This window comes from Methylobacterium sp. WL69 (assembly GCF_008039485.1).
Classification (GTDB): domain Bacteria; phylum Pseudomonadota; class Alphaproteobacteria; order Rhizobiales; family Beijerinckiaceae; genus Methylobacterium.
Map to the genome: position 1 here is coordinate 1 of NZ_VRUZ01000017.1, position 24,178 is coordinate 24,178.

22 protein-coding genes and 4 tRNA genes are annotated in these 24,178 nt (G+C 68.5%); 12 read left to right on the forward strand and 14 right to left on the reverse strand.

The window, feature by feature from the left end; translation table 11 throughout:
• Window positions 1–211: 211 nt before the first annotated feature.
• The 7 genes from FV218_RS07395 to FV218_RS07425 all read right to left on the reverse strand — a co-directional run bounded on the left by FV218_RS07395 (window position 212) and on the right by FV218_RS07425 (window position 7,759).
• Window positions 212–538, reverse strand: a complete 327-nt coding sequence (locus FV218_RS07395) for a hypothetical protein (RefSeq protein WP_147709252.1) — start codon at window positions 536–538, stop codon at window positions 212–214.
• Between the two features lie 56 nt (window positions 539–594).
• Window positions 595–1,173, reverse strand: coding sequence for an NADPH-dependent FMN reductase (locus FV218_RS07400; protein WP_147709253.1), 579 nt, complete (start codon window positions 1,171–1,173; stop codon window positions 595–597).
• A 30-nt stretch (window positions 1,174–1,203) separates the two neighbouring features.
• Entirely contained in the window at window positions 1,204–1,734 is a 531-nt protein-coding gene (locus FV218_RS07405) for a lipocalin-like domain-containing protein (RefSeq protein WP_147709254.1), read from the reverse strand.
• A gap of 82 nt (window positions 1,735–1,816) precedes the next feature.
• A complete protein-coding gene (locus FV218_RS07410) occupies window positions 1,817–2,980 on the reverse strand; it encodes a PepSY-associated TM helix domain-containing protein (RefSeq protein WP_147709255.1) in 1,164 nt (387 codons plus the stop codon).
• An 11-nt stretch (window positions 2,981–2,991) separates the two neighbouring features.
• On the reverse strand, window positions 2,992–5,109 hold the full coding sequence (locus tag FV218_RS07415; RefSeq protein ID WP_147709256.1) for a TonB-dependent siderophore receptor: 2,118 nt from the start codon (window positions 5,107–5,109) through the stop codon (window positions 2,992–2,994).
• Between the two features lie 605 nt (window positions 5,110–5,714).
• Window positions 5,715–7,127, reverse strand: a complete 1,413-nt coding sequence (gene glnA / locus FV218_RS07420; protein ID WP_056097229.1) for a type I glutamate--ammonia ligase — start codon at window positions 7,125–7,127, stop codon at window positions 5,715–5,717.
• A gap of 293 nt (window positions 7,128–7,420) precedes the next feature.
• The gene (locus FV218_RS07425) at window positions 7,421–7,759 is read right to left on the reverse strand and encodes a P-II family nitrogen regulator (protein ID WP_056097227.1); all 339 of its coding nucleotides are present in this window, start codon (window positions 7,757–7,759) and stop codon (window positions 7,421–7,423) included.
• A gap of 220 nt (window positions 7,760–7,979) precedes the next feature.
• Here FV218_RS07425 and FV218_RS07430 point away from each other — a divergent pair, with 220 nt between their 5' ends.
• Window positions 7,980–9,482 (forward strand): NAD(P)H-hydrate dehydratase, encoded by a 1,503-nt coding sequence (locus FV218_RS07430; protein ID WP_147709257.1) that lies wholly within the window; start codon window positions 7,980–7,982, stop codon window positions 9,480–9,482.
• Between the two features lie 7 nt (window positions 9,483–9,489).
• Here the strand turns inward: FV218_RS07430 and FV218_RS07435 are convergent, their stop codons facing one another.
• A complete protein-coding gene (locus FV218_RS07435; RefSeq protein ID WP_147709258.1) occupies window positions 9,490–10,983 on the reverse strand; it encodes a multicopper oxidase family protein in 1,494 nt (497 codons plus the stop codon).
• Window positions 10,984–11,196: 213 nt separating this feature from the next.
• Here FV218_RS07435 and FV218_RS07440 point away from each other — a divergent pair.
• The 7 genes from FV218_RS07440 to FV218_RS22665 all read left to right on the forward strand — a co-directional run bounded on the left by FV218_RS07440 (window position 11,197) and on the right by FV218_RS22665 (window position 18,540).
• Window positions 11,197–11,281: transfer RNA gene (locus FV218_RS07440), tRNA-Leu, on the forward strand.
• A gap of 178 nt (window positions 11,282–11,459) precedes the next feature.
• Window positions 11,460–12,926 (forward strand): trigger factor, encoded by a 1,467-nt coding sequence (gene tig / locus FV218_RS07445; protein ID WP_056097222.1) that lies wholly within the window; start codon window positions 11,460–11,462, stop codon window positions 12,924–12,926.
• 132 nt (window positions 12,927–13,058) lie between these two features.
• Entirely contained in the window at window positions 13,059–13,685 is a 627-nt protein-coding gene (locus FV218_RS07450; protein ID WP_056097293.1) for an ATP-dependent Clp protease proteolytic subunit, read from the forward strand.
• 218 nt (window positions 13,686–13,903) lie between these two features.
• Window positions 13,904–15,175, forward strand: a complete 1,272-nt coding sequence (gene clpX / locus FV218_RS07455) for an ATP-dependent Clp protease ATP-binding subunit ClpX (RefSeq protein WP_056097220.1) — start codon at window positions 13,904–13,906, stop codon at window positions 15,173–15,175.
• Window positions 15,176–15,425: 250 nt separating this feature from the next.
• Window positions 15,426–17,852 carry an endopeptidase La gene (gene lon / locus FV218_RS07460; RefSeq protein ID WP_147709259.1) on the forward strand — a complete coding sequence of 809 codons (2,427 nt, stop codon included), beginning with the start codon at window positions 15,426–15,428 and terminating at the stop codon, window positions 17,850–17,852.
• A gap of 105 nt (window positions 17,853–17,957) precedes the next feature.
• A tRNA-Val gene (locus tag FV218_RS07465) sits at window positions 17,958–18,033 on the forward strand.
• A 369-nt stretch (window positions 18,034–18,402) separates the two neighbouring features.
• Window positions 18,403–18,540 carry a hypothetical protein gene (locus tag FV218_RS22665; RefSeq protein ID WP_157085677.1) on the forward strand — a complete coding sequence of 46 codons (138 nt, stop codon included), beginning with the start codon at window positions 18,403–18,405 and terminating at the stop codon, window positions 18,538–18,540.
• A gap of 169 nt (window positions 18,541–18,709) precedes the next feature.
• On the opposite strand, the gene FV218_RS07470 is transcribed toward FV218_RS22665, so the two are convergent.
• Both FV218_RS07470 and FV218_RS07475 read right to left on the reverse strand, forming a co-directional pair.
• Window positions 18,710–18,940 (reverse strand): hypothetical protein, encoded by a 231-nt coding sequence (locus FV218_RS07470; RefSeq protein WP_246685024.1) that lies wholly within the window; start codon window positions 18,938–18,940, stop codon window positions 18,710–18,712.
• Window positions 18,941–19,140: 200 nt separating this feature from the next.
• The gene (locus FV218_RS07475; RefSeq protein ID WP_244475100.1) at window positions 19,141–19,683 is read right to left on the reverse strand and encodes a DUF2059 domain-containing protein; all 543 of its coding nucleotides are present in this window, start codon (window positions 19,681–19,683) and stop codon (window positions 19,141–19,143) included.
• Window positions 19,684–19,894: 211 nt separating this feature from the next.
• Here FV218_RS07475 and FV218_RS07480 point away from each other — a divergent pair, with 211 nt between their 5' ends.
• Together FV218_RS07480 and FV218_RS07485 are read left to right on the forward strand one after the other, a co-directional pair.
• The gene (locus FV218_RS07480; protein WP_147709260.1) at window positions 19,895–20,452 is read left to right on the forward strand and encodes a metallophosphoesterase; all 558 of its coding nucleotides are present in this window, start codon (window positions 19,895–19,897) and stop codon (window positions 20,450–20,452) included.
• Window positions 20,453–20,614: 162 nt separating this feature from the next.
• Entirely contained in the window at window positions 20,615–20,872 is a 258-nt protein-coding gene (locus tag FV218_RS07485; RefSeq protein WP_147709261.1) for a hypothetical protein, read from the forward strand.
• A 6-nt stretch (window positions 20,873–20,878) separates the two neighbouring features.
• Here the strand turns inward: FV218_RS07485 and FV218_RS07490 are convergent, their stop codons facing one another.
• The 4 genes from FV218_RS07490 to FV218_RS07505 all read right to left on the reverse strand — a co-directional run bounded on the left by FV218_RS07490 (window position 20,879) and on the right by FV218_RS07505 (window position 22,096).
• Window positions 20,879–21,376 (reverse strand): CAP domain-containing protein, encoded by a 498-nt coding sequence (locus FV218_RS07490; RefSeq protein WP_147709262.1) that lies wholly within the window; start codon window positions 21,374–21,376, stop codon window positions 20,879–20,881.
• A 128-nt stretch (window positions 21,377–21,504) separates the two neighbouring features.
• Entirely contained in the window at window positions 21,505–21,720 is a 216-nt protein-coding gene (locus FV218_RS07495; RefSeq protein WP_056097207.1) for a hypothetical protein, read from the reverse strand.
• Window positions 21,721–21,865: 145 nt separating this feature from the next.
• A tRNA-Asp gene (locus tag FV218_RS07500) sits at window positions 21,866–21,942 on the reverse strand.
• A gap of 77 nt (window positions 21,943–22,019) precedes the next feature.
• Window positions 22,020–22,096, reverse strand: a tRNA-Asp gene (locus FV218_RS07505).
• A 204-nt stretch (window positions 22,097–22,300) separates the two neighbouring features.
• Here FV218_RS07505 and FV218_RS07510 point away from each other — a divergent pair.
• Both FV218_RS07510 and FV218_RS07515 read left to right on the forward strand, forming a co-directional pair.
• Complete coding sequence (locus tag FV218_RS07510; RefSeq protein ID WP_147709263.1) at window positions 22,301–22,819, forward strand: DUF2937 family protein; 519 nt, start codon at window positions 22,301–22,303, stop codon at window positions 22,817–22,819.
• A 125-nt stretch (window positions 22,820–22,944) separates the two neighbouring features.
• On the forward strand, window positions 22,945–24,174 hold the full coding sequence (locus tag FV218_RS07515; protein ID WP_147709264.1) for a peptide ABC transporter permease: 1,230 nt from the start codon (window positions 22,945–22,947) through the stop codon (window positions 24,172–24,174).
• The last annotated feature ends 4 nt before the right edge of the window (window positions 24,175–24,178 follow it).

The following is a 24,178-nucleotide window of genomic DNA, read 5'->3' on the forward strand; positions in this document are numbered from 1 at the left end:
GGGGGGGGGGGGGGGGGGGCGCCCGGGATTCGGATTGATGCGCTTGGCCAAAGGCTCGGGCTCGCGGCGCGGGCGCATGGCCCGACGCTAGAAGGTCTTGGCCGATCCCGGCACGGGATCACGGCCTCAAGCCCATAACATGGGCTCGACCCCGCTTCCGGGCAACGGGCGCGGGGGCAGCCCTCAACACCGTTTCGTCCGCCGCGGCGGATCAGCCCGTGGCGGCCGATTGGCGGATGCGCTCCACCGCCGCGTCGATGTCGAGATCGGGGGCGGCGATCTCGCCGAGGGTGAACGGGCACAGGGCCGGCAGCCCGAACTCGACCTGGCCTTCCGCCGCGCGGAATTCCGGCGCCTCGGCGTCGCCCACCGCCAGGGTCCACATCCCGTCGATCTTGAGATGCGCGACGGCGGCCGGATCGGCGACGATCCGGCCATGGTCCTGGCGCGCCTCCTCGCGCCACAGGAGGCTGGCGCGGTCGTCCCCCATGAGGGCCGCCTTCACGAGGCTGGCAAGGAGGTGTCTGACGTCGTTCATGGGGCTGTCCGTTGGAGCGCGATGGCGTCTACCCGGGCAAGGCCCGGGCCAGCCCTTCAGTACGGCGTGCCGCCCGCGCGCTTGGCCTGCAGGGCCTCGGCGTACCAGACCAGCTCGTCGAGGAAGCGCCTGGCGGCCTTGGTCAGCCATTCCTCCTGCGCGTTGCCTTCGGCATCGAGGGCCTTGCCGATGCGCGGGATCGGCAGGAGCGACGGGATGCTCGACGCACCGAGTTCGGCCATCATCGCACGCAGCTGCATCGCCGCGCGCACGCCGCCATACTGCCCGGCCGAGTAGCAGCAGATGGCGGACGGGTGCCAGGAATACTCCTCGAGGAAATGGTCGAGGGTGTTGGACAGGGCCGGCGGGATCGAATGGTTGTACTCGGCCGAAACCACCACGAAGGCGTCCGACCGGCGATAGAGCGTCGCCAGCTCCTCCAGAGCCGGGGGCGCCGACCCTTTGGGGTATTCCTTGTACATCTTGTCCAGCAGCGGCAGCTGCAGGGCGGCCGGATCGACCAGGGGCGCCTCGATGCCGCGCGCCTCCAGTTGTGTGACCAGGAACCGCGCGGCGCGCAGGCCCTGGCGTTCGGTGCGGACGGAGCCGAGGATCACGGGTATCACGAGGGGCATGGCGGGCTCCGGTGGGGGATTTGGGTCGTGTCAGCCGTCGGTGGCGCGCTCGAAGGTGACGATGCTGCGGGTCTCGCCCTGCTTGGCCCAGTTCGGCATGATCCGCCACGGGGTGAGCACTTCGAGCCGCTTGCCGTCGAGCTTGAACGTGCGGGTCTGGTCCGTGCCGATCCAGTCGGGATTCCAGGCGGTGTCGATCCGGGTGGTCCACTGGTCGCCGCTGGTGGTGAACTTGCCGGTGTAGGACACGGTGGTGTCGAGGAGACGGGCCTTGCCCTCGGCGTCCTTGGCGGGCTTGCGGCCCTCGCCCGTGAGGTTGAAGAACACCCGGCCCTCGGGCGTGAAGTAGGCGTAGCCGGTGGGGTGCGCGCCCATCACCGGGTCCTTCTCGCCGCTGGACCGGATCTCGACCTCGTAGGAGACGAGCTTCCACAGGCCGGTGATGCGGGAATCGCCCTCCGCGTGGGCGCCGGCCGCGATCAGGCTTGCGACGGCGCCGAGGAGCGGGGTCGGGCCGCGTGGGCGGCGCGCCGGGACGTGACGGAGTCGGTGAACGGGCATGGGCATCTCCCTGGGGGCGGGCGTCTCGCGGCCCGCTCTCCCCTAATCTGGACGCCGAAAGCGCCGCGGCCAACCCTCTTCGTCAGGCATTCAAGCCCTGCACCGGACCGATCCCAGGCGCCGCGGCCTTCGCGCGCCTGCGGGCGCTGCGGCGGCGCAGGACGTAGAGGACGAGGCCGCTCGCCGCCAGGAGCGGCATCAGCAGGGAGGTCGCAAAGAACACGAACGCGACGAACCCGCCGAAGAAGCGCCCGCGATGGACCTCCAGCATGTTGTCGGCCATGAGCCGGCCCAGGGGCTTGTCGGCGTAGCGGGTGGCCGTCAGGCGTTCGCCGGTGGCCGGGTCGTAGGTGATCTCGTCGCGCGCCTTCGGATGGTCGGCGGCACTGCCGAGATAGCGGATGCGGATCGCCGTGGTGTCCGGTCCCGGCAGGGCGACGATGACGAGGTGGGCGCCGGCGCCCTCGCGTGCGTTGAACGCGGCCCAGGCCCTGTCGAGGGCGAGGGGCGCCGTCTCGACGGTGCGGCCGAGGACGCGGCCGGGCTTGGCACGCGGCGCCTCGCCCGTCAGCACGTAGGTCGCCGCCGTCCGGTACCAGTCGTAGGACCACCACAGGCCCGAGAGCGCGATGACCGCGTAGACCGGCAGGAGCCACGTCCCCGCGATGGTGTGCAGCGACCACCAGCGCGCGCGGCCCGGGCGCCTGAGGTTGGGCTTCAGCCAGATCCGCCAGGAATGGATCTGGGGCCAGCGCAGGTAGAGGCCCGTCGCGAGGAAGGCGAGGAGGGCGATGGTGCTGGCGCCCGTGATGCTGCGGCCCCAGCCCTTGCCGTCGCCCGGCACGAGGAGCCAGCGATGCAGGGCGCGCACCGTCGCGAACGCGGATTCCAGACGCGCCTCACCGCGTTCGTGTCCGTCATACGGGTCGAGATAGACCGAGACCGGCCGCTCACCCGTCCGGGCGTCGTAGACGAAGCGGGCGCGGGGACTCCGCTCCGGGTCGCCCGAGAAGGTGAGGGCGTTCACCTTCAGGCCGGGGCGCTGTGCTTCCAGCCGCGCCACCAGGGCTTCGGGGCCGAGGCGGGCCGCGTCCCGCACGGCGACGAAGGCCCGGTCGCCGTTCGCCCAGTCGCCGATGGCGTCCTCGTAGCTCATCAGCGCGCCGGTCACGCCGAGGAGGACGAGGACGAGGCCGGCGCTGAGGCCGAGGGCCCAGTGCAGGCGGAACAGGATCGTGCGGACCATGGCTTTGCGCCCTACCAGAACAGGCGCGCCGAGACGATGGCCTGGAACGGCTCGCCCAACGCCACGCCGAGGTTGGTGCCGATGGACGAGGTGTAGGTGGTCTCGTTGGTGAGGTTGCGCAGGTTGAGCTGCACCGTCGCCGGCCGGTCCGCCACTTGGGTGTCGTAGGCGATGAACGCGTCGGCCACCGCGTAGTCCGGCATCCGGAAGGTGTTGGCGGCGCTGCCCGGCCGCGAGCCGACGTAGCGCCCGCCGAGGCCGGCGCGCAGGCGGCCGTCGCCCACCGGTCCGAAATCGTGGGTGAGGAACACCGAGGCCGTGTGGGGCGCGACGTTGAGCAATTCGTTGCCCTTCAGGGTCGGGTCCTCCGTCACCACCGCGTCGGTGTAGGCGTAGGTGGCGATGACGCTCCAGTCCGGGGCGATCTGGCCGGCGACGTCGAGTTCGAAGCCGCGGGAGTTCACCTTGCCGGCGGTGCGGCTGTAGCTGATGGCGTTGATGACCTCGGTGTAGAGGACGTTCGCCTTGGTGATGTCGTACAGGGCGGCCGTGGCGGTGATTCCGTCGAAGAGCTCGGCTTTCAGGCCGACCTCGTAGGCCTCGCCTTCTTCCGGCGGCAGGGCGCCGATGAAGCTCGCGATGGACGAGTTCGGCCGGAAGGTCTGGCTGTAGGACGCGTAGGCCGACAGGCTCGGCGTCAGGAGGTAGACGAGCCCGACGCGGGGTACCACGCGCCCGCCCGACACGTCCGTGTTGGTGTTGAACGGGCGGCCCTTGCCGGCCATCTGCGAGAAATCCTGATAGCGCAGGCCGCCGACAACGATGAGCTGCTCCGTGAGCGAGATCGAATCCTGCGCATAGACCGAGGCCGTCTCGATGCGCTCGCGCTGGTCGCTGTCCACGGCCGAGACGGCGAAGCTCTGCGGCAGCCGGCCGTAGATGGGATTGAAGATGTTGAAGCTGGTGCTGTTGGGGCCGCGGATCAGGCGGGTGCGCAGCACGTCGGAGTGGTCGTAGGACGCGCCGACGAGGAGGTCGTGCTCGACGCCGAGGAAGGTTTCCTTGCCGGTGAAGTCGAGGCGGCCGGAATGGACCGAGAAGTTCGAGTCCTGCGTGGCGTCGGCCCTGCGCACCAGGGCGTTGGTGGCCGGATTGTAGGACACCACCCGGGCCTGGTTGTCCTGATAGAAGTTGTGGCTGAAGGCGTAGTTGAAGTTCGCCTTCCAGGTGGCATCGAAACGGTGCTCGACGTTGAGGCTGGCGACGTGGTTCTCGCCCGCGGTGATGTTGTAGCGCTCGTCGAAGCGGCGGTCGCGCGGCACGTTCACGGGCTTGCCGTTACGCAGGTCGAAGATCGTGCCGCGGTCGAACGGAAGCTTGTAGTGCGACCACTCGTAGGCCAGCGTCACCCGCGTGGCGTCGCCCTGCCACGTCACCGACGGGGCGACGACCTGCTGGTTCTGGGTGCCGAAGTTGCGCCAGTACTCGGCGTTGCGATGCTGCGCAATGAAGCGATAGGCGAGGTTGGTGCCCGCGATGGGGCCGGTGAGGTCCGCCTCGACGCCGCCGCCGTTGAAGCTGGTGCCGAACGTCTCGATGTAGCCCGCCTGGACGAAACGCGGCGTCTTGGTGACGATGTTGATGAGGCCGCCGGGATCGAGGATGCCGTAGAGGGCCGAGGCCGGTCCTTTCAGCACCTCGACGCGCTGGGTGGTCGGCATGAACGAGCGCGGCAGCGCGGTCCGCAGGCCATCGCGAAGAATCGAGCCGTCGCGGTTGTCGCCGAAGCCGCGGCGGATGAAGGCGTCCTGGGTGCCGCCGAGGGTGTTGGTCTGGGTGATGCCCGAAACGTTGTAGAGCGCCTCGTCGAGGGTGCGCACGCCCTGATCCTGCAGCGCCTGCTCGGTGACCACGGCCACCGCCTGCGGAATCTTGAGGATCGGCGTCTCGGAGCCCATGGCGATGGAGGAGCGCACCGGCTGGTAGCCCCGCGACACCGCCTTGCCGTCGCCCGACACGGACAGTTCGTCCAGCGCAATGATGGGGTCGCTGGCCTGTTGGGCCTGCGCGGCACCCGACAACAGGCTGACGGTCGCCAGAAGACTGGCGTGGAAAGACGTCTTCGACATGGAGAGGGCTCGACTCGGACGACAGCGCGACGTGACCGAGCGAACGCCCCTTGTCTGCTGTATGTCTCCGCCTACCTAAAGCATCTGTCTATTGTCAATCGATGCGCGATCGAAGTCCATACCTGAGAAATATTGAATTGGACTATTTATAAAGTAGAAAGAGCCTTTCTACAACTTGCGATCGTCCCTCTTTGCATTATCGTGTGCGTGGATCGCACGGTGGCGTGAGGCAGCGTCACGGCAGCGGACCAAAACCCTACTTTATTGCCTGTTGGTCAGGGTGCGTTCCTGCCTTGCTGCACGGCTTCGGCGACGCGGACCGAAGTCGGGGAGTTGCCCCCGTGCGTGGAGCCCAAATGCACAGGGCCGGTGACCGACCCCTCAACGCCGCTTCGAGGCCGGGACACGGCGGGCGTGGTTCTTCCCTTCCCCGACCGGCGCCCATCCCGGCCGGTTCTCGACCCGCAGAATACCCTCTCGGCGACCGGATGGGATCGGGGCCGCGCCTTCCTCGAGACCGAAAACGCGGAACGCCGGAGCCCCCTTCGAGGCCCCGGCGTCGCGATCGTCCGAAAGGTCGGGCGCGTGCGCCCGGCCCGCTCGCCTCAGAGCGAGTAGTACATGGTGAACTCGACGGGGTGCGGGGTCATCTCGTAGCGCATCACTTCCGTCATCTTGAGCTCGATGAACGAGTCGATCTGATCGTCGGTGAAGACGTTGCCCATCTTGAGGAAGGCGCGGTCGCGGTCGAGGTTCTGCAGGGCTTCACGGAGCGAGCCGCAGACGGTGGGAATCTTCTTCAGCTCGCGCGGCGGCAGGTCGTAGAGATCCTTGTCCATGGCCGGGCCCGGATCGATCTTGTTGAGGATGCCGTCGAGGCCCGCCATGAGCAGGGCCGAGAAGGCGAGGTAGGGGTTGGCCATCGGATCGGGGAAGCGGACCTCGACGCGCTTGGCCTTCGGGTTGGTCGTCCACGGGATGCGGCAGGAAGCCGAGCGGTTGCGGGCCGAGTAGGCCAGCAGCACGGGCGCCTCGTAGCCCGGCACCAGGCGCTTGTAGGAGTTGGTCGACGGGTTGGTGAAGGCGTTGAGCGCCTTGGCGTGCTTGATCGTGCCCCCGATGAACCACAGGCATTCCTGGCTGAGGTCGGCGTACTTGTCGCCGGCGAAGAGCGGCTTGCCGTCCTTCCAGATCGACTGGTGCACGTGCATGCCCGAGCCGTTGTCGCCGTAGACGGGCTTCGGCATGAACGTCGCTGTCTTGCCGTAGCTCTGGGCGACGTTGTGGATGCAGTACTTGTAGATCTGCATGTGGTCGGCGAGCAGGGTCAGCGTGTCGAACTTCATGCCGAGCTCGTGCTGGGCCGACGCCACCTCGTGGTGGTGCTTTTCCACCTTCACGCCCATGGACTGCATGGCGGCGAGCATCTCGCCGCGCATATCCTGGGCCGAATCCTGCGGCGGCACCGGGAAGTAGCCGCCCTTCATCGGGATGCGGTGGCCGAGGTTGCCGCCCTCGTAATCGGTGAAGCCGTTGATCGGCAGCTCGGTGGAATCGAGCTTGAAGCCGGTCTGGTACGGGTCGGAGGCGAACTTCACGTCGTCGAACACGAAGAACTCGGCCTCGGGGCCGACATAGATCGTGTCGCCGATGCCCGTGGACTTGAGATACGCCTCGGCGAGTTTCGCCGTGCCGCGCGGGTCACGGCTGTAGGGCGCGCCGGTGGAGGGCTCGAGCACGTCGCAGACGATGGACATGGTGGAGGCCGAGAAGAACGGGTCCATGCAGGCCGTGGCCGGGTCCGGCATCAGCAGCATGTCCGACTCGTTGATGGCCTTCCAGCCGGCGATGGACGAGCCGTCGAACATGGTGCCGTCGGTGAAAATCTCGTCGTCCACGAGGGAGACGTCGAACGTCACGTGCTGCCACTTGCCGCGCGGATCGGTGAACCGAAAGTCCACGTACTTGACGTCGTTGTCCTTGATCTCTCTCAGGACATCGGCTGCAGTCTTGGCCATCCTCGGGGGTCTCCTTCGTTCGCGGCATTCAGCCGTGGTTTTGCCGCCGGCCGCCGAGCGGCCCGCGGTTGGGCTCGGGTTTATAGGGTTTTCGCGCGGGGTGGACCCGGTTTGCGCGAAGAAAACACCATTGCCCGAAAACAGAGCAGCGATTCCGTTATGACGGACGGCGGCACGGTGCTGCGACGGCGATGACCCGGTCCGTGTCGGACCGCGCGTATCGGCGGATGCCCGGGGACGAGATCAGGAAAGGGGACGAGATCAGGAAAGGGGACGAGATCAGGAAAAAAGAATCAGATCGCGTCGGTGCCGGTCTCGCCGGTGCGGATGCGGATCGCTTCCTCGATGGACGAGACGAAGATCTTGCCGTCGCCGATACGCCCGGTCTGGGCCGATTTGCGGATCGCCTCGACGGCGCCCTCCACCAGGGCGTCCGACAGCACGATCTCGAGCTTCACCTTGGGCAGGAAGTCGACCACGTACTCGGCGCCGCGATAGAGCTCCGTGTGGCCCTTCTGGCGGCCGAAGCCCTTGGCCTCGATCACGGTGATCCCCTGCAGGCCGACCTCCTGGAGGGCTTCCTTCACCTCGTCCAGTTTGAAAGGCTTGATGATCGCTTCGATCTTCTTCATGCCGGGCGGGCCTGACCTCGATGCTGCTCTGAACCACTTTGGTATCATCGCCGCCGGGCCTTCGCCACGCCGTTTTGACGATGGTCGGCTAAAATCTGCACAACGAATGTGCATGCCCTGCAAATCGTTCGATCTCGCGCCCGTCGGTGGACCAGCGTGAGGCAGGGTGTGAGCGGCGCGCAGGCATGCAGGGAAACCCGGGATCGTGAGGGACTACGAGATGACGACGCGCCTGCTCACGGTCGAGGCCATGCGCCGGGTCGATGCCGCCGCGATCCGGGGGGGCACCGCGGGGGCGCAGCTGATGGCGCGGGCCGGGGCCGCCGTCGCCGACCGGGTGCGGGCCCGGCTGCCGGAGGGCGGGCGCGTCCTCGTCCTGTGCGGGCCCGGCAACAACGGCGGCGACGGGTTCGTGGCGGCCCGATCTCTCGTGGAGGACGGTATTTCCGTCGATCTCGCCGCCCTCGTGCCGGTCGCCGACCTGAAGGGCGATGCCGCCGGGGCGGCGGCCGGATGGACCGGTCCCGTCCTGCGGGTGTCCGACATCGTGAATTTCTCCGCCTACGGCCTCGTCGTCGATGCCCTGTTCGGCGCCGGCCTGTCGCGCGACCTCGACGGGGACGCGGCCGCCTGCGTGGAGCGTCTCGCGCGGGCGGCCGTGCCCGTCATCGCCGTCGACGTGCCGAGCGGCATCGATGGCGACACCGGCGCCGTCCGTGGCGTCGCCGTGCGGGCCGTCGAGACCGTCACCTTCGTCGCCCTCAAAGTCGGGCACCTGCTTCAGCCGGGACGCGCCCATTGCGGCACGCTCCATGTCGCCGAGATCGGCACCGGCGATGCGGATCTGGACGCCGGGTTCGGAACGGACGCCCCCCTGTGGCGCAACGGCCCGGCCCTGTGGGGACGTGCCGTTCCGCGCCTGGAGGCGACGAGCCACAAGTACACGCGCGGTCACGTCTTGGTCCTGTCCGGACCGGTCCATCGCACCGGCGCGGCACGGCTCGCCGCGCGCGGGGCGCTCCGGATCGGGGCCGGCCTCGTCACCGTGGCCGCGCCCGCGGCCGCCATGGCGGAGAACGCCGCCCATCTCACGGCGATCATGCTGCGCGCCTGCGACAGCGCCGACGACCTCGACGACCTCCTGGTGGACGAGCGCCTGAACGTGGTCCTGGCCGGCCCCGGCCTCGGCATGGGCGAGGCCACCCGCGACCTCGTCGCCGTGGCGGCGGCGGCCTCGCGTCGCCTCGTGCTGGATGCCGACGCCCTCACGAGCTTCAAGGGGCAGGCGCGCCTGCTCGCCGCCCACCTCACCGAGGGCGACTCGCAGGCCGTGTTGACCCCCCATGACGGCGAGTTCGCCCGGCTGTTCGAGGGAACGGACGCGGTGTCCGACGACCTGTCGAAACTGGAACGCGCGCGCCGGGCCGCTTCCCTGGCCGGCGCCGTGGTGGTGCTCAAGGGGGCCGACACCGTCATCGCCGCGCCGGATGGCCGCGCCGCCATCAACGACCACGGCACGCCCTATCTCGGCACCGCCGGCTCGGGCGACGTACTGTCCGGCCTCGTCGCCGGCCTGCTCGCGCAGGGGATGGATCCGTTCGAGGCCGCCGCCGCCGCCGTCTGGATGCACGGCGATGCCGGACGCCGCCACGGCCCCGGCCTCATCGCCGAGGACCTTCCGGAGTTGATCCCGGCGGTGCTGCGGGACGTTCTGGACACCTGACCGGGCGTCAGGTCACCTCGAACCAGCCCCACAATCCGGTGTCGAACCGCTCCAGCACCGTCGAGCCGATGACCCAGCGGCCGGGATTGTCGGCCTTGAAGGCGATGCGGGCGGTGCGGCCTTCGAGGAGCTGGAAGGTGTCGAGCCAGTAGGGCTCCCAGCCGTCGTCGAGGGGGTGGAGCAGGCGGAAGGAATGGCCGTGCAGGTGGAGCGCCTGGGGGAAGGCGGTGTCGTTGCGCAGGGCCAGCACCACCACCTGTCCGCGCTTGACCGTGAACAGGGGCGCCACCCCGGCGGTGCCGCCGGCGCCGTTGACGGCCCAGACCTTCGCCGCGTCGCCCGTATAGACCGGCTCGGCCGCCGGCTTGTCCTTGTCGATGCGGGCCCCGCCCGTCAGCACCACGTCCCGACGTAGCGCGTTCTGCAGCTTCACCTCCGCCGGCAGGAGCTTGTTCTCGCCGATGGGGCCGATGGCACCGCGCTTTCCCGTCACCGGCTCGCCCCCGGTGGTGAGGGTGGCGAGCGCCAGGCCGTTGCCGACGAGCGCCGTGATGCTGCCCGCGGCGCCGACCTCCGCCGGCATGTCGAGCATCAGGTCGTAGCGGGTGCCGGGCGGGAACGGCAGGGTGGCGCGCAGGGGCTCGAACGTGTCCGTGGGCTGGCCGTCCACCGCCGCGACGTAGACCTTGAGGTTGTCGAAGCGGATGCGGGTGCCGCGGGCGTTGCAGGCATTGGCGAGACGCAGGCGCACCCGGCTGCCCGGCCGGACGGGGACCGCATCGGGCGCGGGCTTGCCGTTGACGGTGACGAGGTTGCCGAGGCGCCCCGAACTCGCCGCGAAGGCCGTCTGGCCGAAGGGCAGCAGGGTGCCGTCGTCGGAGAGCCGCCAATCCTGCATCAGCACCGTGAGGTCGTGGTCCACGGCTGGCGGCACCGCCTCCTCGACCACGAGCATGCCGGAAAGCCCCCGGCCCGCCGGCTCGCTCGATCCGCCGATCACGAGGGGCCGGATCAGGAAGCTGCCGGCGTCGGGGGGCGCGAACGCGTAGGTGAAGTCGCCCCCCGGCGGGATCGGCGCCTGGGTGAGGCCGCCCACACCGTCCATGGGGTTCTGGTTGCGCACGCCGTGCCAGTGCAGGGAGAGCGGCTTGTCGGTCTTGTTCTCGACCCGGAGGCGCACGGTTTCGCCGAGCCTGACCCGCACCACCGGCGGAACGGCCGTACCGTCGAAGGACCAGACCGGGGTCACGACCGCCGGCTCGGGCTTCAGGCGGGTCGTGCCGGGCCCGGCGCTGAGCGGCCGCGCCGGGGCCTCGGGCTTCGATTCGGATTTCACCTCGGGCGCGGGCTTCATCGGGGAGCCCGATCTTGCCGGCGCCTGGGCGGCCGCCGCCGTCGATCCGAGGGCCAGGGCCGCGACGCTACCGAGCAGGGTCCGGCGCGAGAGCGCCGGCTCGGGGAGCGCCGATCCGGCGGCGGGCGACGGGGAACGATGCGGCATGACACCTCTGGCGGGCAGCGGGAACGGTCGGTCGAAAACGCCCGCGCCGCTTGTAGACGCCGGGCCGGAGCGCGCCAACCGGCGTGCCGGACCGCCTGTCCGGAGGCGGACCCACACGGAATCGCACACCCCGACTTTTTTTGCTGCGGCCCGTTGCGCCCGTGCTATAGGACCGCGCTCTGGCGGCGGGATGCGCGCCGGAGGTCGTCGCTTGCGGGCGTGGCGGAACTGGTAGACGCGCTGGTTTTAGGTACCAGTGTCGCAAGACGTGGGGGTTCGAGCCCCTCCGCCCGCACCAGTCCATCGCTGTAGGGAACGGATTGGCTCACCGCGATTGGCCGGCCGGGCCCGCCGTTGCGATTCGGCCTTCGGTTCAGCGTGACATTCTGGCGCCGATCTTCCTCCCGCCCGGTCAACGGGTGGTGGGGACCGACCGAATTTGACGCCATCACACGGACGACAGCGGAAGAACGACCATGCAGGTGACCGAGACACTCTCCCAGGGGCTGAAGCGCGAGTTTCAGGTATCCCTTGCCGCGCATGAGCTCGAGGAGCGCCTGAACAGCGAGCTGTCGACCCTCAAGGACAAGGCCCAGATCAAGGGCTTCCGCCCCGGCAAGGTGCCGGTGGCCCACCTGCGCAAGCTCTACGGCCGCTCGGTGATGGCCGACGTGCTGCAGAACGCCGTCAACGAAGCCAACCAGAAGATCGTCCAGGACAACAACCTCAAGCTCGCCCTCGAGCCCAAGGTCGAGTTCCCCGGCGAGCAGTCCGTGGTCGAGCGGGCGCTGGACGCCAAGGCCGACCTGTCGTTCAACGTCGCGCTCGAAGTGCTGCCGACGTTCGAGCTCGCCGACCTCTCCGACGTCAGCCTGACCAAGCTGGTGGCCAAGCCCTCCGACACGGAGGTCGACGAGGCCATCACCCGCATGGCGTCGTCCAACCGCAGCTTCTCGGCCCGCGACGAGGGTGCCGCCGCCGAGACCGGCGACCGGGTCACCATCGACTTCGTCGGCCGCATCGACGGCGTCGAGTTCGAGGGCGGCAAGGGCGAGGGCATCGACCTCGAACTCGGCTCGGGCCAGTTCATCCCCGGCTTCGAGGAGCAGCTCGTCGGCGCCAAGGTCGGCGAGAACCGCGTGGTGAAGTCGACCTTCCCCGAGGCCTACGGCGCCGAGGCGCTGGCCGGCAAGGACGCCGAGTTCGACGTCACCGTCACCGCCATCCAGGCGCCGGGCGAGACCAAGATCGACGACGAGCTCGCCAAGGGCTTCGGCATGGAATCCCTCGACAAGCTGAAGGAGGCGGTCTCCACCGCCATCGGCGGCGATTTCGAGGCGCAGTCCCGGCGTAAGCTCAAGAAGGAGCTCCTCGACGCCCTCGACACCAAGTACGCGTTCGAGCTGCCCCCCAGCCTCGTCCACCAGGAATTCGCCGCCGTCTGGGCCCAGGTCGAGCAGGACCTCAAGACCCGCGAAAAGACCTTCGCGGACGAGGGGACCACCGAGGAGAAGGCCACCGCCGAGTACCGCAAAATCGCCGAGCGTCGCGTGCGCCTCGGCTTGGTGCTTGCGCAGGTCGGTGAGACCGCCGATATCAAGGTGAGCGACGACGAGGTGAACCAGGCGCTGATCGCCCGGGTCCGGCAGTTCCCCGGCCAGGAGCAGCAGGTCTGGGACTTCTACCGCAAGAACGCCCAGGCGCTTGCCGAGCTGCGTGCGCCGATCTTCGAGGAGAAGGTCGTCGACCATGTGCTCGGGCAGGTGAAGCTCGTCGAAGAGCCGGTCTCGAAGGAGACGCTGTTCGCCGACGAGGACGAATCCGAGGCATCCGAGGGTGCGTCCAAGACCGAGTCCGGCAAGGACAAGACCGAGTCCGGCAAGGACGAGACCGTTTCGACCGGAAGCGACGAGGCCCTGCCTGCCGTCGCCAAGGCCGACTGAGCCCGGTGCTCCTTTCGAGGGCGGCGGGCGGAAAGTAAGGCGGCGTTCATCGCCGCCGGAGTTCGCTGAAACGTCCGGCCCGCGCCCGATTCGCGGCGCGGCCGGACCCCTTGAAGCCTGGGGCACGTGATGATGAGAGATCCGGTCGACTATTATAACTCCGCGCTCGTGCCCATGGTGGTCGAGCAGTCGAGCCGCGGCGAGCGTGCCTTCGACATCTATTCGCGCCTGTTGCGCGAGCGCATCATCTTCCTCACCGGTCCGGTGGAGGATTACGGCGCCTCGCTCATCGTGGCGCAGCTTCTCTTCCTCGAGGCCGAGAACCCGAAGAAGGAAATTTCCTTCTACATCAACTCGCCCGGCGGCGTGGTGACCTCGGGCCTGTCGATCTACGACACGATGCAGTTCATCCGCTGCCCGGTCACCACCCTCTGCGTCGGCCAGGCCGCCTCCATGGGGTCGCTCCTGCTCACCGCCGGCGAGCCCGGGCACCGCTTCGCCCTGCCCAACGCCCGCATCATGGTGCATCAGCCGTCCGGCGGCTTCCAGGGCCAAGCCACCGACATCCTGATCCACGCCCGCGAGATCGAGGCCCTGAAGAAGCGCCTCAACGAGATCTACGTGAAGCACACGGGGCGCGACTACGACACCATCGTCCAGGCCCTCGAGCGCGACAACTTCATGACGGCCGACGCCGCTAGGGAATTCGGCCTCATCGACGAAGTGATCCAGAAGCGTCCGGAACCCGCCGCCGCCTGAACCCTGCGCGAGCCGGGCCCTCACGTGGGTCCGGCCGCGTCGTTTCGAGGCGGGACGGCGTCCATGCCTTGATCCGGACGCGGCAGCGTGCTTGCATCGTCAGTCTGATCCGAACCGGCAGATGCGCGCAGGTGACTGTTTCTTTAGGACGACGCCATTAAATTCGAAGGATGCGTGTGCGCCCCGGACCGGTGCCATGCCCGCGAACGGAGACCGATATGAGCAAGACTGGCGGCAACGACTCGAAGAGCACGCTGTACTGCTCGTTTTGCGGCAAGAGCCAGCACGAGGTCCGCAAGCTGATCGCGGGCCCGACGGTGTTCATCTGCGACGAGTGTGTTGAACTGTGCATGGACATCATCCGCGAGGAATCCAAATCCTCCCTGGTGAAATCCCGTGATGGCGTGCCCACGCCGAAGGAAATCCGCCGCGTCCTCGATGACTATGTCATCGGTCAGGACTTCGCGAAGAAGGTTCTCTCCGTCGCGGTCCACAACCACTACAAGCGCCTCGCCCACGCCTCGAAGCACAACGACGTTGAGTTGGCGAAGTCGAACATCATGCTGATCGGGCCGACGGGCTCGGGTAAGACGCTGCTCGCGCAGACGCTGGCCCGCATCCTCGACGTGCCGTTCACCATGGCGGACGCGACGACCCTGACGGAAGCCGGCTACGTCGGCGAGGATGTCGAGAACATCATCCTCAAGCTGCTTCAGGCGTCCGACTACAACGTCGAGCGGGCGCAGCGCGGCATCGTCTACATCGACGAGATCGACAAGATCTCCCGCAAGTCGGACAACCCGTCCATCACCCGCGACGTGTCGGGCGAGGGCGTGCAGCAGGCGCTCCTGAAGATCATGGAAGGCACCGTTGCCTCCGTGCCTCCGCAGGGCGGCCGCAAGCATCCGCAGCAGGAGTTCCTGCAGGTCGACACCACGAACATCCTGTTCATCTGCGGCGGCGCCTTCGCGGGTCTCGAGCGCATCATCTCGGCCCGCGGCAAGGGCACCTCCATCGGCTTCGGCGCCACGGTGCAGGCGCCCGACGACCGCCGCACGGGCGAGATCTTCCGCAACGTCGAGCCCGAGGATCTGCTGAAGTTCGGCCTCATCCCCGAGTTCGTCGGCCGCCTGCCCGTGCTGGCGACCCTGGAGGACCTCGACGAGACCGCCCTCAAGCGGATCCTGCAGGAGCCGAAGAACGCCCTCGTCAAGCAGTACCAGCGCCTGTTCGAGATGGAGAACGTCGACCTGACGTTCCAGGACGAGGCCCTGTCCATGGTCGCCCGCAAGGCCATCGAGCGGAAGACCGGTGCCCGCGGCCTGCGCTCGATCCTGGAGACCATCCTGCTGGAGACGATGTACGACCTGCCCGGCCTCGAATCCGTCGAGCAGGTGGTGATCGGACCCGAGGTCGTCGACGGCAAGTCGCGCCCCCTCTACATCCACGGGGATCGCAACAAGGAAGCCCCGGCCAGCGTCAGCGCCTGAGCGCTGCCTGCTCTTGTCCGGCCCGCGTCATGATGGGCCGGACCGGGGCGGATGCTTGAAAACATCCGTCCCCGCTTCCATCTGAATTCTCAAGCGCGATGGCCGCACGCTCGCCTTTCGAGGTGCGGTGTCCCGCCGCCAGCCGCCCTTTTTACGATGCTTCCGACCCCTTCGCGGCCCGGTCGGCCCTGGCAGGTCATTTGCTCCCCGGAGGAGTGACCGCCCGGCGTCCATCATGAGGAAGTCCGACATGACTCAACCGAAATCGCGCCAGCCCGTCGTTCCGGGCTCGACGGGCGCCTACGCCGTCCTGCCGCTCCGCGACATCGTCGTGTTCCCGCACATGATCGTCCCGCTCTTCGTCGGGCGCGAGAAGTCGATCCGCGCCCTCGAAGAGGCCGTGCGCACGGACCGCCACATCCTTCTCGCCACCCAGATCAACGCCAGCGACGACGATCCGGCCACCGACGCCATCTACAAGATCGGTACCCTCGCCAGCGTGCTCCAGCTCCTGAAGCTGCCCGACGGCACCGTGAAGGTGCTGGTCGAGGGCGCCGGGCGCGCCAAGATCACCCACTTCAACAAGTCGGACTCCTACTACGAGGCGGAAGCCGAGACCCTGACCGACGAGCTCGGCGACAGCGTCGAGGCCGAGGCCCTCGCGCGCTCGGTCATCGCCGAGTTCGAGAACTACGTGAAGCTTAACAAGAAAATCTCGCCCGAGGTCGTCTCCGCCGTCACCCAGATCGACGAGCCCTCGAAGCTCGCCGACACCGTCGGCTCGCACCTCGCCGTCAAGATCGCCGACAAGCAGGCGATCCTTGAGATTCCCACGGTGGCCCAGCGCCTCGAGCGCGTGCTGTCGCTGATGGAGAGCGAGATCTCCGTGCTCCAGGTGGAGAAGCGCATCCGGACCCGCGTCAAGCGGCAGATGGAGAAGACCCAGCGCGAGTACTACCTCAACGAGCAGATGAAGGCGATCCAGAAGGAGTTGGGCGACTCCGAGGACGGCAAGGACGAGCTCGCCGAGCTCGAAGAGAAGATCGAGAAGACCAAGTTCACTAAGGAGGCCCGCGACAAGGCGGTGGCGGAGCTGAAGAAGCTGCGCCAGATGTCGCCCATGTCGGCGGAAGCCACCGTCGTGCGCAACTACCTCGACTGGATGCTCGGCATCCCGTGGGGCAAGCGCTCGAAGATGAAGAAGGATCTTCTCGGCGCCCAGGTGATGCTCGACGAGGACCATTTCGGCCTCGACAAGGTCAAGGAGCGCATCGTCGAGTATCTGGCCGTGCAGCAGCGGGCCAACAAGCTGACCGGTCCGATCCTGTGCCTCGTCGGCCCTCCGGGCGTCGGCAAGACCTCCCTCGGCAAGTCCATCGCCAAGGCGACGGGCCGCGAGTTCGTGCGGATGTCGCTGGGCGGCGTTCGCGACGAGGCCGAGATCCGCGGTCACCGCCGGACCTATATCGGGTCGATGCCCGGCAAGATCGTCCAGTCCATGCGCAAGGCCAAGACCTCCAACCCGCTCATCCTCCTCGACGAGATCGACAAGATGGGCATGGATTTCCGGGGCGATCCCTCGGCGGCCCTGCTGGAGGTCCTGGACCCTGAACAGAACTCGACCTTCAACGACCACTACCTCGAAGTCGATTACGACCTGTCGAACGTGATGTTCGTCACCACGGCCAACACGCTGAACATCCCCGCGCCCCTGATGGACCGCATGGAGGTGATCCGCATCGCCGGCTACACCGAGGAGGAAAAGCTCGAGATCGCGCGCAAGCACCTGATCCCGGGTGCGGTCAAGAAGCACGGCCTCGATGTCAAGGAGTGGCAGATCAACGATGCCGCCCTGCTCATGCTCATCCGGCGCTACACGCGGGAAGCGGGCGTGCGCAACCTGGAGCGCGAGATCTCCAATCTGATCCGCAAGGCGGTGAAGGAGATCCTCATCACCAAGGTGAAGGCGGTGGCCGTCACCGAGGAGAACCTGCCGGTGTTCCTCGGCGCACCGAAGTTCCGCTACGGCGAGATCGACGAGGAGGATCAGGTCGGTGTGGTCACGGGCTTGGCCTGGACCGAGGTGGGCGGCGAGTTGCTGACCATCGAAGGCGTCATGATGCCGGGCAAGGGCAAGATGACGGTCACGGGCAACCTGCGCGACGTGATGAAGGAGTCGATCTCGGCTGCGGCGAGCTACGTCCGCTCGCGGGCCGTCGATTTCGGCATCGAGCCGCCGCTGTTCGAGCGCCGGGACATCCACGTCCACGTTCCCGAGGGGGCGACCCCGAAGGACGGTCCGTCCGCCGGCATCGGCATGGCTACCGCCATCATCTCCACCCTCACGGGCATCCCCGTGAAGAAGGATGTGGCGATGACCGGCGAGGTCACCCTGCGCGGCCGGGTACTGCCCATCGGCGGCCTCAAGGAGAAGTTGCTGGCGGCGCTCCGCGGCGGCATCAAGACGGTGCTGATTCCGGAGGAGAACGCCAAGGACATCGCCGAGGTGCCCGACAGCGTGAAGAACGGGATGGAGATCATCCCGGTCTCGCGGATGGATCAGGTCCTGAAGCACGCCCTGGTGCGGGTGCCCGAGCCCATCGAGTGGGAAGAGCCGGCCCCGCCGGTCCGTCCGGTCATCGGCGAGGACGAGACCGCCACGGTCATCGCGCACTGAGCGGCTGAGACGTCGGAAAGGCCCCGGGGGAGATTCCGGGGCCTTTCTCCTGCGCGTCCCGCGGCTTGCATGGCAGCGGCGGCTTCGCTACGAAGCGGCGCGTCCGGGCGGTTAGCTCAGTTGGTAGAGCGTCTCCTTTACACGGAGAGGGTCGGCGGTTCGAGCCCGTCACCGCCCACCACCGACTTCCAAAAGCTTACCGGACATGGCGAAGGCCCGCTGGCGCCGTTCCCCCGGTAAAACGTCGGGATGGTGTCGCGGTGTCTGACGTCATCGACGCTACGGGTTTTGGATGCCGTCTCGTTCCAGCCACTGTGACTGATCCAGCAGCCGGACTCTAAGATCGGGCGCGTGGCTCAGTGACGCTCGCGCCTGAAACACGAAAGCCGCGCTGATCTGGGCTTTCGGCGCACGAAACCTATTTCCCTTCTCTGAATCTCGCTCGGACCGAGCAGCCGCACGAACGAGCGCCCGCCATGGGCGCGCCGGAGCGTGAGGAAGTTGCTGCCCGATCACCTACCACTTCTTTCTTCTCTCCATGGATGCTCCCATGCCCCGCTGGTTCCTCGCCTTTGTTGCCGCTGTCGCGACCCTCGCGGTGATCGGCGCGTTCCTGTTCCTCGGCAGCGGGGCGACGAAGAACACCACGCCGATGCCCGAACCAGGGGTGAGGGAAACCACCAAGTAGGCAGCGCATCCGATACCTCCGGGCCTCTGTCTTGCAGAAGCGACGGATTACAAAAAACCCGCCGCGGCGTGTGCCGGGCGGGTCGGGGGTATTGAGGGAAGCGGGTCGAGGCTTCGCGTAGGGCTTCCTCCGCTTCGCTATGAGCGGGACAGGGCCGTGACCGAAGTGTTTATCGGCCGCCGCCGTTGGCGCTGCTGTTGGGGATCGCCTGCTCGGGCCGTGCCGCATTGCCGCCGGCCGCCGAATTGGTCGTGACCGTATCGGCACCGGTGGCCCCGCGGGAGATCGCGATGTTGGCGTCGTTGCCGGTGCTGTTCGGCTCGCTTTGGATGACGGTACCGGTCCGGCCGGGCTCACCCGAAGGAACCGATTGGGCGAAGGCCGGAGCGGCGGTGAGCAGGGCGACGCCGACGAGAAGAACGATTTTCACGGGAATGCTTTCGTTGGACGCGGCAGCGAACCGGCTGCCGACGTTGTTGCATACGGCAAGTCCCACCGATGCCGACGGTTTCCCACGACCTGTGTCACACCCCCGGGCAACCTGCGCGGGCAGCCGGGGATGTGCGAGCATCGATCGTTCGACTGACGGGTTCCGGCTGATCATTTCGGCTTGTCGCCGGGACCCCAGCCGCGCGTCTTGATGATCTGTACGATCTTCGTCTGCATCTCCGGCATCAACCCCTGCATCCACTGCGTCGTGCCGGTCATCTGGGCCTGAGCGAGCTGGGGTTGGGCCGCCGCGAGACGTCGGCCGGCGGGCGAGCCGTAGAACGTTCCGATGGCCTGAAGATCCTCCTTGGTCAGGACGCCCGCGAAGCTGCGCGCCTGGATGTCGAGGAGCTCGTCGTAGTGGGCCGTCAGCAACGGAAGCACGGCTTCCTTGACGATGACCTGCGCCCGGTCGGCCTCCTTGATCCCCATCTGCTGCATCATGCCGGCCATGGGCGCGGCCATCGCGTTCAGGGTGGTCGTGCGATCGCCCTGCATCTGAGCCACGACGTCGCGGGCGACCTTTAGGGTCGCAGGGTCCGACGCCGGCTGGGCGACGGGCGCGGCTGGTTGTGCGAGCGCGGCGGAGGGGAGGGGTAGACACAGGCACAGGCCCGCGACGATCGGGGTGATGCGACCAAGGTGATTCGGCAAAAGCGTTCCTCCGGTGATGCGAGACAGGACAGATAGGGCTGCCGCCGGGAAAGGCCCGTCGCGTGGCCCGGAAGCGACATCCCGCCGGCTTGCGGAGTGGGCCCCGGGCGCCATGTCGCCCACGGCAACGCGGTTGCCCGATCCCCGCTCCCCTGGGGCGTGATTTCTCCGCAGGACGCTTTCCCCACAGGACGCTTTCCCCACAGGACGCATGACAACCTTCTTCACGGCCGACACGCATTTCGGCGATGCGCCCCTGGTCCAGCGCCGCCGGACCGCCTTCGCCTCCGTCGAGGCCCATGACGAGGCCCTCGTCGCCCGCTGGAACGCCATCGTGGGCGTCGACGACGCGGTGTGGCACCTCGGCGATTTCACGGCCGGGGCCAGTCGCGCGCATTGCGCAGCCGTGTTCGGCCGTCTCAACGGCACCAAGCGGCTTGTCCGGGGCAACCACGACACCAACCGGGTCCTCGAGCTGCCCTGGACGGAACCACCGGTGGAGAACGCCCGGATCACGGTGGAGGATGGCGAGGGGCAGGCGTGGCGGCTGTTCCTGTCGCACTATCCCCACCGGTCATGGCCGGGATTCTGGCGCGGAACCCGCCATCTCTACGGCCACACCCACGCCTGCCTGCCCGATACCAGCCGCGCCTGCGATGTCGGCATGGACGCGTGGGACTACCGCCCCGTCGACCTCGCCACCCTGATCGCCCGCCAGGATGCCGCCGAGCAGGCACCGGAGGAAATGGCCCTGCGTGGTCTGCGCTGACGCCGGGGCCGGCCCGTGGGCCAGCCGCTGCCGGTCGAGTGCTGGAGACCCGGCGCGGCAACGCTCTTCGAAGCTTGGATTGACCCAAGGATGGGGGACGGGCAGAGGGGCGGCGGTTCGCGCTCACCACCATCCACCGACGTTCGCAGAGGATAGCCCGCCATGACCGAACCGCGCGGCTTTCCGACACCATGGCTCGTCGTCGAGAAGGCGGAGAGTTTCTGCGTCGAGGACGCCGTGGGTCTCGCCGTCGCCTGGACCTATTTCTCCGACGACGCGGCTGCGCGGGCGGCACGGGGCCTGATGACCCGCGACGAGGCGCACCGGATCGCCAAGGCCGTGGCGATGATCCCGGAGATGCGGACCATCATCCGCACCCTGCAGGACGGCCTGTCCGAAGCCGAGGCGTCGGAGGGCTGACGCCGGTCAGCCGCCCGCGAGCACCAGGGCCCAGAAGCGCTTGTAGCGCGTGCCCGGCGCATCGACACGGGCAATGCCGACGCGCTTGAGCTGCGGCATCAGCATGTTCCTGTTGTGCTCCGGCGATGCCTTCCAGCGCGTCAGCACCTCGTCGAAGGTGTTCGAACCCGCGCTGAGATTCTCCGCCGCGTAGGCCCGGCCGAACCCGGCCTCCGCCATGCGCGCGTTGAAGGTCCCGCCGATCTCGTGACTGAGGCGGCCGGCCTTGGCGTTCGAGGCGGCCTGATACGAGGCGGCGCGGATCAGGCTCGTGTCGATCACCACCGGCCCGAGGCCATGCTGCGCCCGGTAGCGTGAGATCGCCACCGCCGCCGCCTGCTCGTCGAGGATCACGACCTGGGTCGGTGTGTCGGGTGCGAGGAGGCTCGGGCTTCCGCAACCGGCGAGGATCAGGGTCAGCAGGGTGGCCTGGATGCGGGCGGCGTGGCGCAGGGGGGCGTGCATGGGCTCGGGCGTCCGGAACGGTCTGGAATCGCCTCAGCCCATCGGGGGCCGATGCGGCCAAAACGCGGCATCGCACGCTCGGCCGATCCGGTTCGTCCGCCGGCGTGGCGCACGGGCCACGCCCGGCTTCAGATCCGGGTGCCGGGGTCCCGCAGGGGAGCACCGCAGCGCCAGCCGGTGATGCGATAATCCGGGTGCGTCCCGACCCAGCGCGCCAGTTGCGGCTGGGCCACGTGCTGGCAGGCGCGCGCATCGACGACATCCAGGGCAAGGCGCCGCGCTTGGCACGTATCCGGCGCGTTGGCCATGCAGGCCGTGAAGTAAAGGAAGAAGAACCCCGGCATCGTCCACCCTCCGCATGATGCGTGCGAGAGAGCTTAGGATTCCCGAAAGCGAAAGCGAGCCGGCGAAGGGACGCCGATCGTCGCATGGACCGGATCGAGGTCACTGAGACCCTGGTCCGAAGCACCGAGAGTGGGGAAAGAAAAGTGGCGCGGGCGACGGGACTCGAACCCGCGACCTCCGGCGTGACAGGCCGGCACTCTAACCAACTGAGCTACGCCCGCGTGGCGTCGAAGACCATCTGCTCGGAGCGGACGTTGCCGCCGGGCGGAACCGGACCTTCTGAATGTCGTGTGAAAAGTGGCGCGGGCGACGGGACTCGAACCCGCGACCTCCGGCGTGACAGGCCGGCACTCTAACCAACTGAGCTACGCCCGCGTGGCGTCCCGCCTCGTCTCCGCTGCGGTGTCGGGGGTTTAGGTTCGACCACCGGGGCTGTCAAGCAGTCTGCTGCGGCATTCCCGCAGATCGTTTTGCGGGGCCGCATCCCCGCAAATCCGCACGGGCCCGCGACGCCACGATGGGAACACCCGGCCGGCGGGACGGCTTGTCCGTTCGTCTGTCCTGCCGGGGAGGGTGCCCATGTTTCGTGTCCTGCGCACCCTCGGCCTCGCCTTCGGTGTCCTCGCCGGCATCGTCGGCGCGCAGGGTCCGGAGTTCGCCCAGCAATACGGCCAGCGCCTCGCCGGGACCGTCGACGAGCTTCGCCGCGTGGTCGCCGGGTTCGAGGCCGATGCCACGGCGACGGGACACACGCGGGACAGCGCCATCGCCCGCCTGCGCGGCGATCCCGATGCCCTCGTCGCCCGGCGCGGCGCGGCGGCGCGGGCCGATCTCGACCGCCTCGCCGGCCTGACGGCACGGCAGGCGGCCCTCGACACGGCCGGGGGGCCCCTCGGCCGCCTCGCCGCCCTGATCCGCGACCCCGACCTCGGCCTCGCACGGGCGACGTATGAAGATTACCGCCCCGCGATCCCGACGACGGCCGACGGCCTCGTCGCCGGGTTCCTCGGATTTCTGGCCGCCTGGGCGGGATGGCGGGTCCTGTGCGACCTCGGACGCCGCCTGTTTCGCCGCCGGGCCAGTGCCGTGACCGCCTGAAGCGTGTCCGCCGGGGCACAGGTGTTGCACGGCATCTACAGCCCGACCCGGACGAGTGCACTACGACTGGCGCCGTAGCGCGCGGGCGAACTCGCGGCGCCGGTCAACGGCTGACAGTCGCAATCATGGTGCGTGCGTCCCATCCTTCCGTCGATCCGGCCGTCGACGCCGCGGCGCTTCTCCGGCGCGTCGGGTTCTTCGGCCTGTTCGTCCTCGTGCCGGTGACGGCGCAGATGGGCCGGCGCGCGGCGGTGATCCTGGCGCCCATCGCCGTGGTGCTCCTCGTTCTGGCCAGCGCCATCGACGGCAAGTCCGGACCGTGGCGGCCCGCCGCCCTGCGCCTTCTGCGAAACCCGGCCTTCCTCGCCGGACTCCTCGTCGTCCTGTGGGCGGCCCTGTCCCTGGTGTGGACACCGTTTCTGGACCTCGCCGCCGAGCGGCTGCTCAACCTCATCGCGACGATTCTCCTGACCGTCGCCGGCTACCTCGCCCTGCCGGAGCGCATGCGATCGGCCAACCTCTATCTCCTGCCCGTGGGCACGGCCGCCGCCGCCCTCGTGGCGATCCTGCTCGGCCTGTTCGCGCATCGCCTCCCCGGAACGCCGGGGGAGATCGACGGGACCCTCGACCGGGGCCTGACCCTCCTGGCGCTCCTCGTCTGGCCTGCGGTGGCCTGGCTGCGCTCCCGCGGACGCGACCTCGAATCCCTCGGCCTCGCGGTTCTCACGGCGGCCGCCCTCGTAATCTCGCCCAATCTTCTCCACCTCGCGGCGCTGGCGGTGGGGGCGGCCGGCTTCGCCCTCACGAGCCTGCGGCCGACCCTCGGCGTGCGGGTGGCGAGCTTCGGCGCGGCGGCCCTCCTCGTGGCGGCACCCCTGCTCCCGTTCCTGGCGCGGCCCGTGGCCTCGGCCCTGTTCGGCCCGACGGCGCCCGGTACCCTGTCCCTCAAGGCGTGGCAGAAGATCGTCACCGGCGAGCCCATGCGCCTCGTGACCGGACACGGGTTCGAGACCGCCCTGCGCGGGCGCATCGTCAACCTGCTGCCGGCCAACGCCCCCACCACCCTGTTGTTCGAGCTGTGGTACGAGCTCGGGATCGTCGGCGCCTTCGCGGCGGCCTTCGCCCTCCGGGCCGCGATCCGGCGCAGCGGGCGCGGCACGCCCGTCCTCGTCCCCGGTGCCATGGCGGCGTTCGCCGCCGCCTTCACCATCGCGTGCATCGGCGTCGGCCTGACGGTGATGTGGTGGCTGACGACCCTGACGGTGGCGATCCTCGCCTTCGTCGCCGTGGCGCACGGACAGTTCCGCACCCGGCGCCCCAAGGCGAGCCAGCTCGCCCGTCACGAAGCGCCCTGACGGC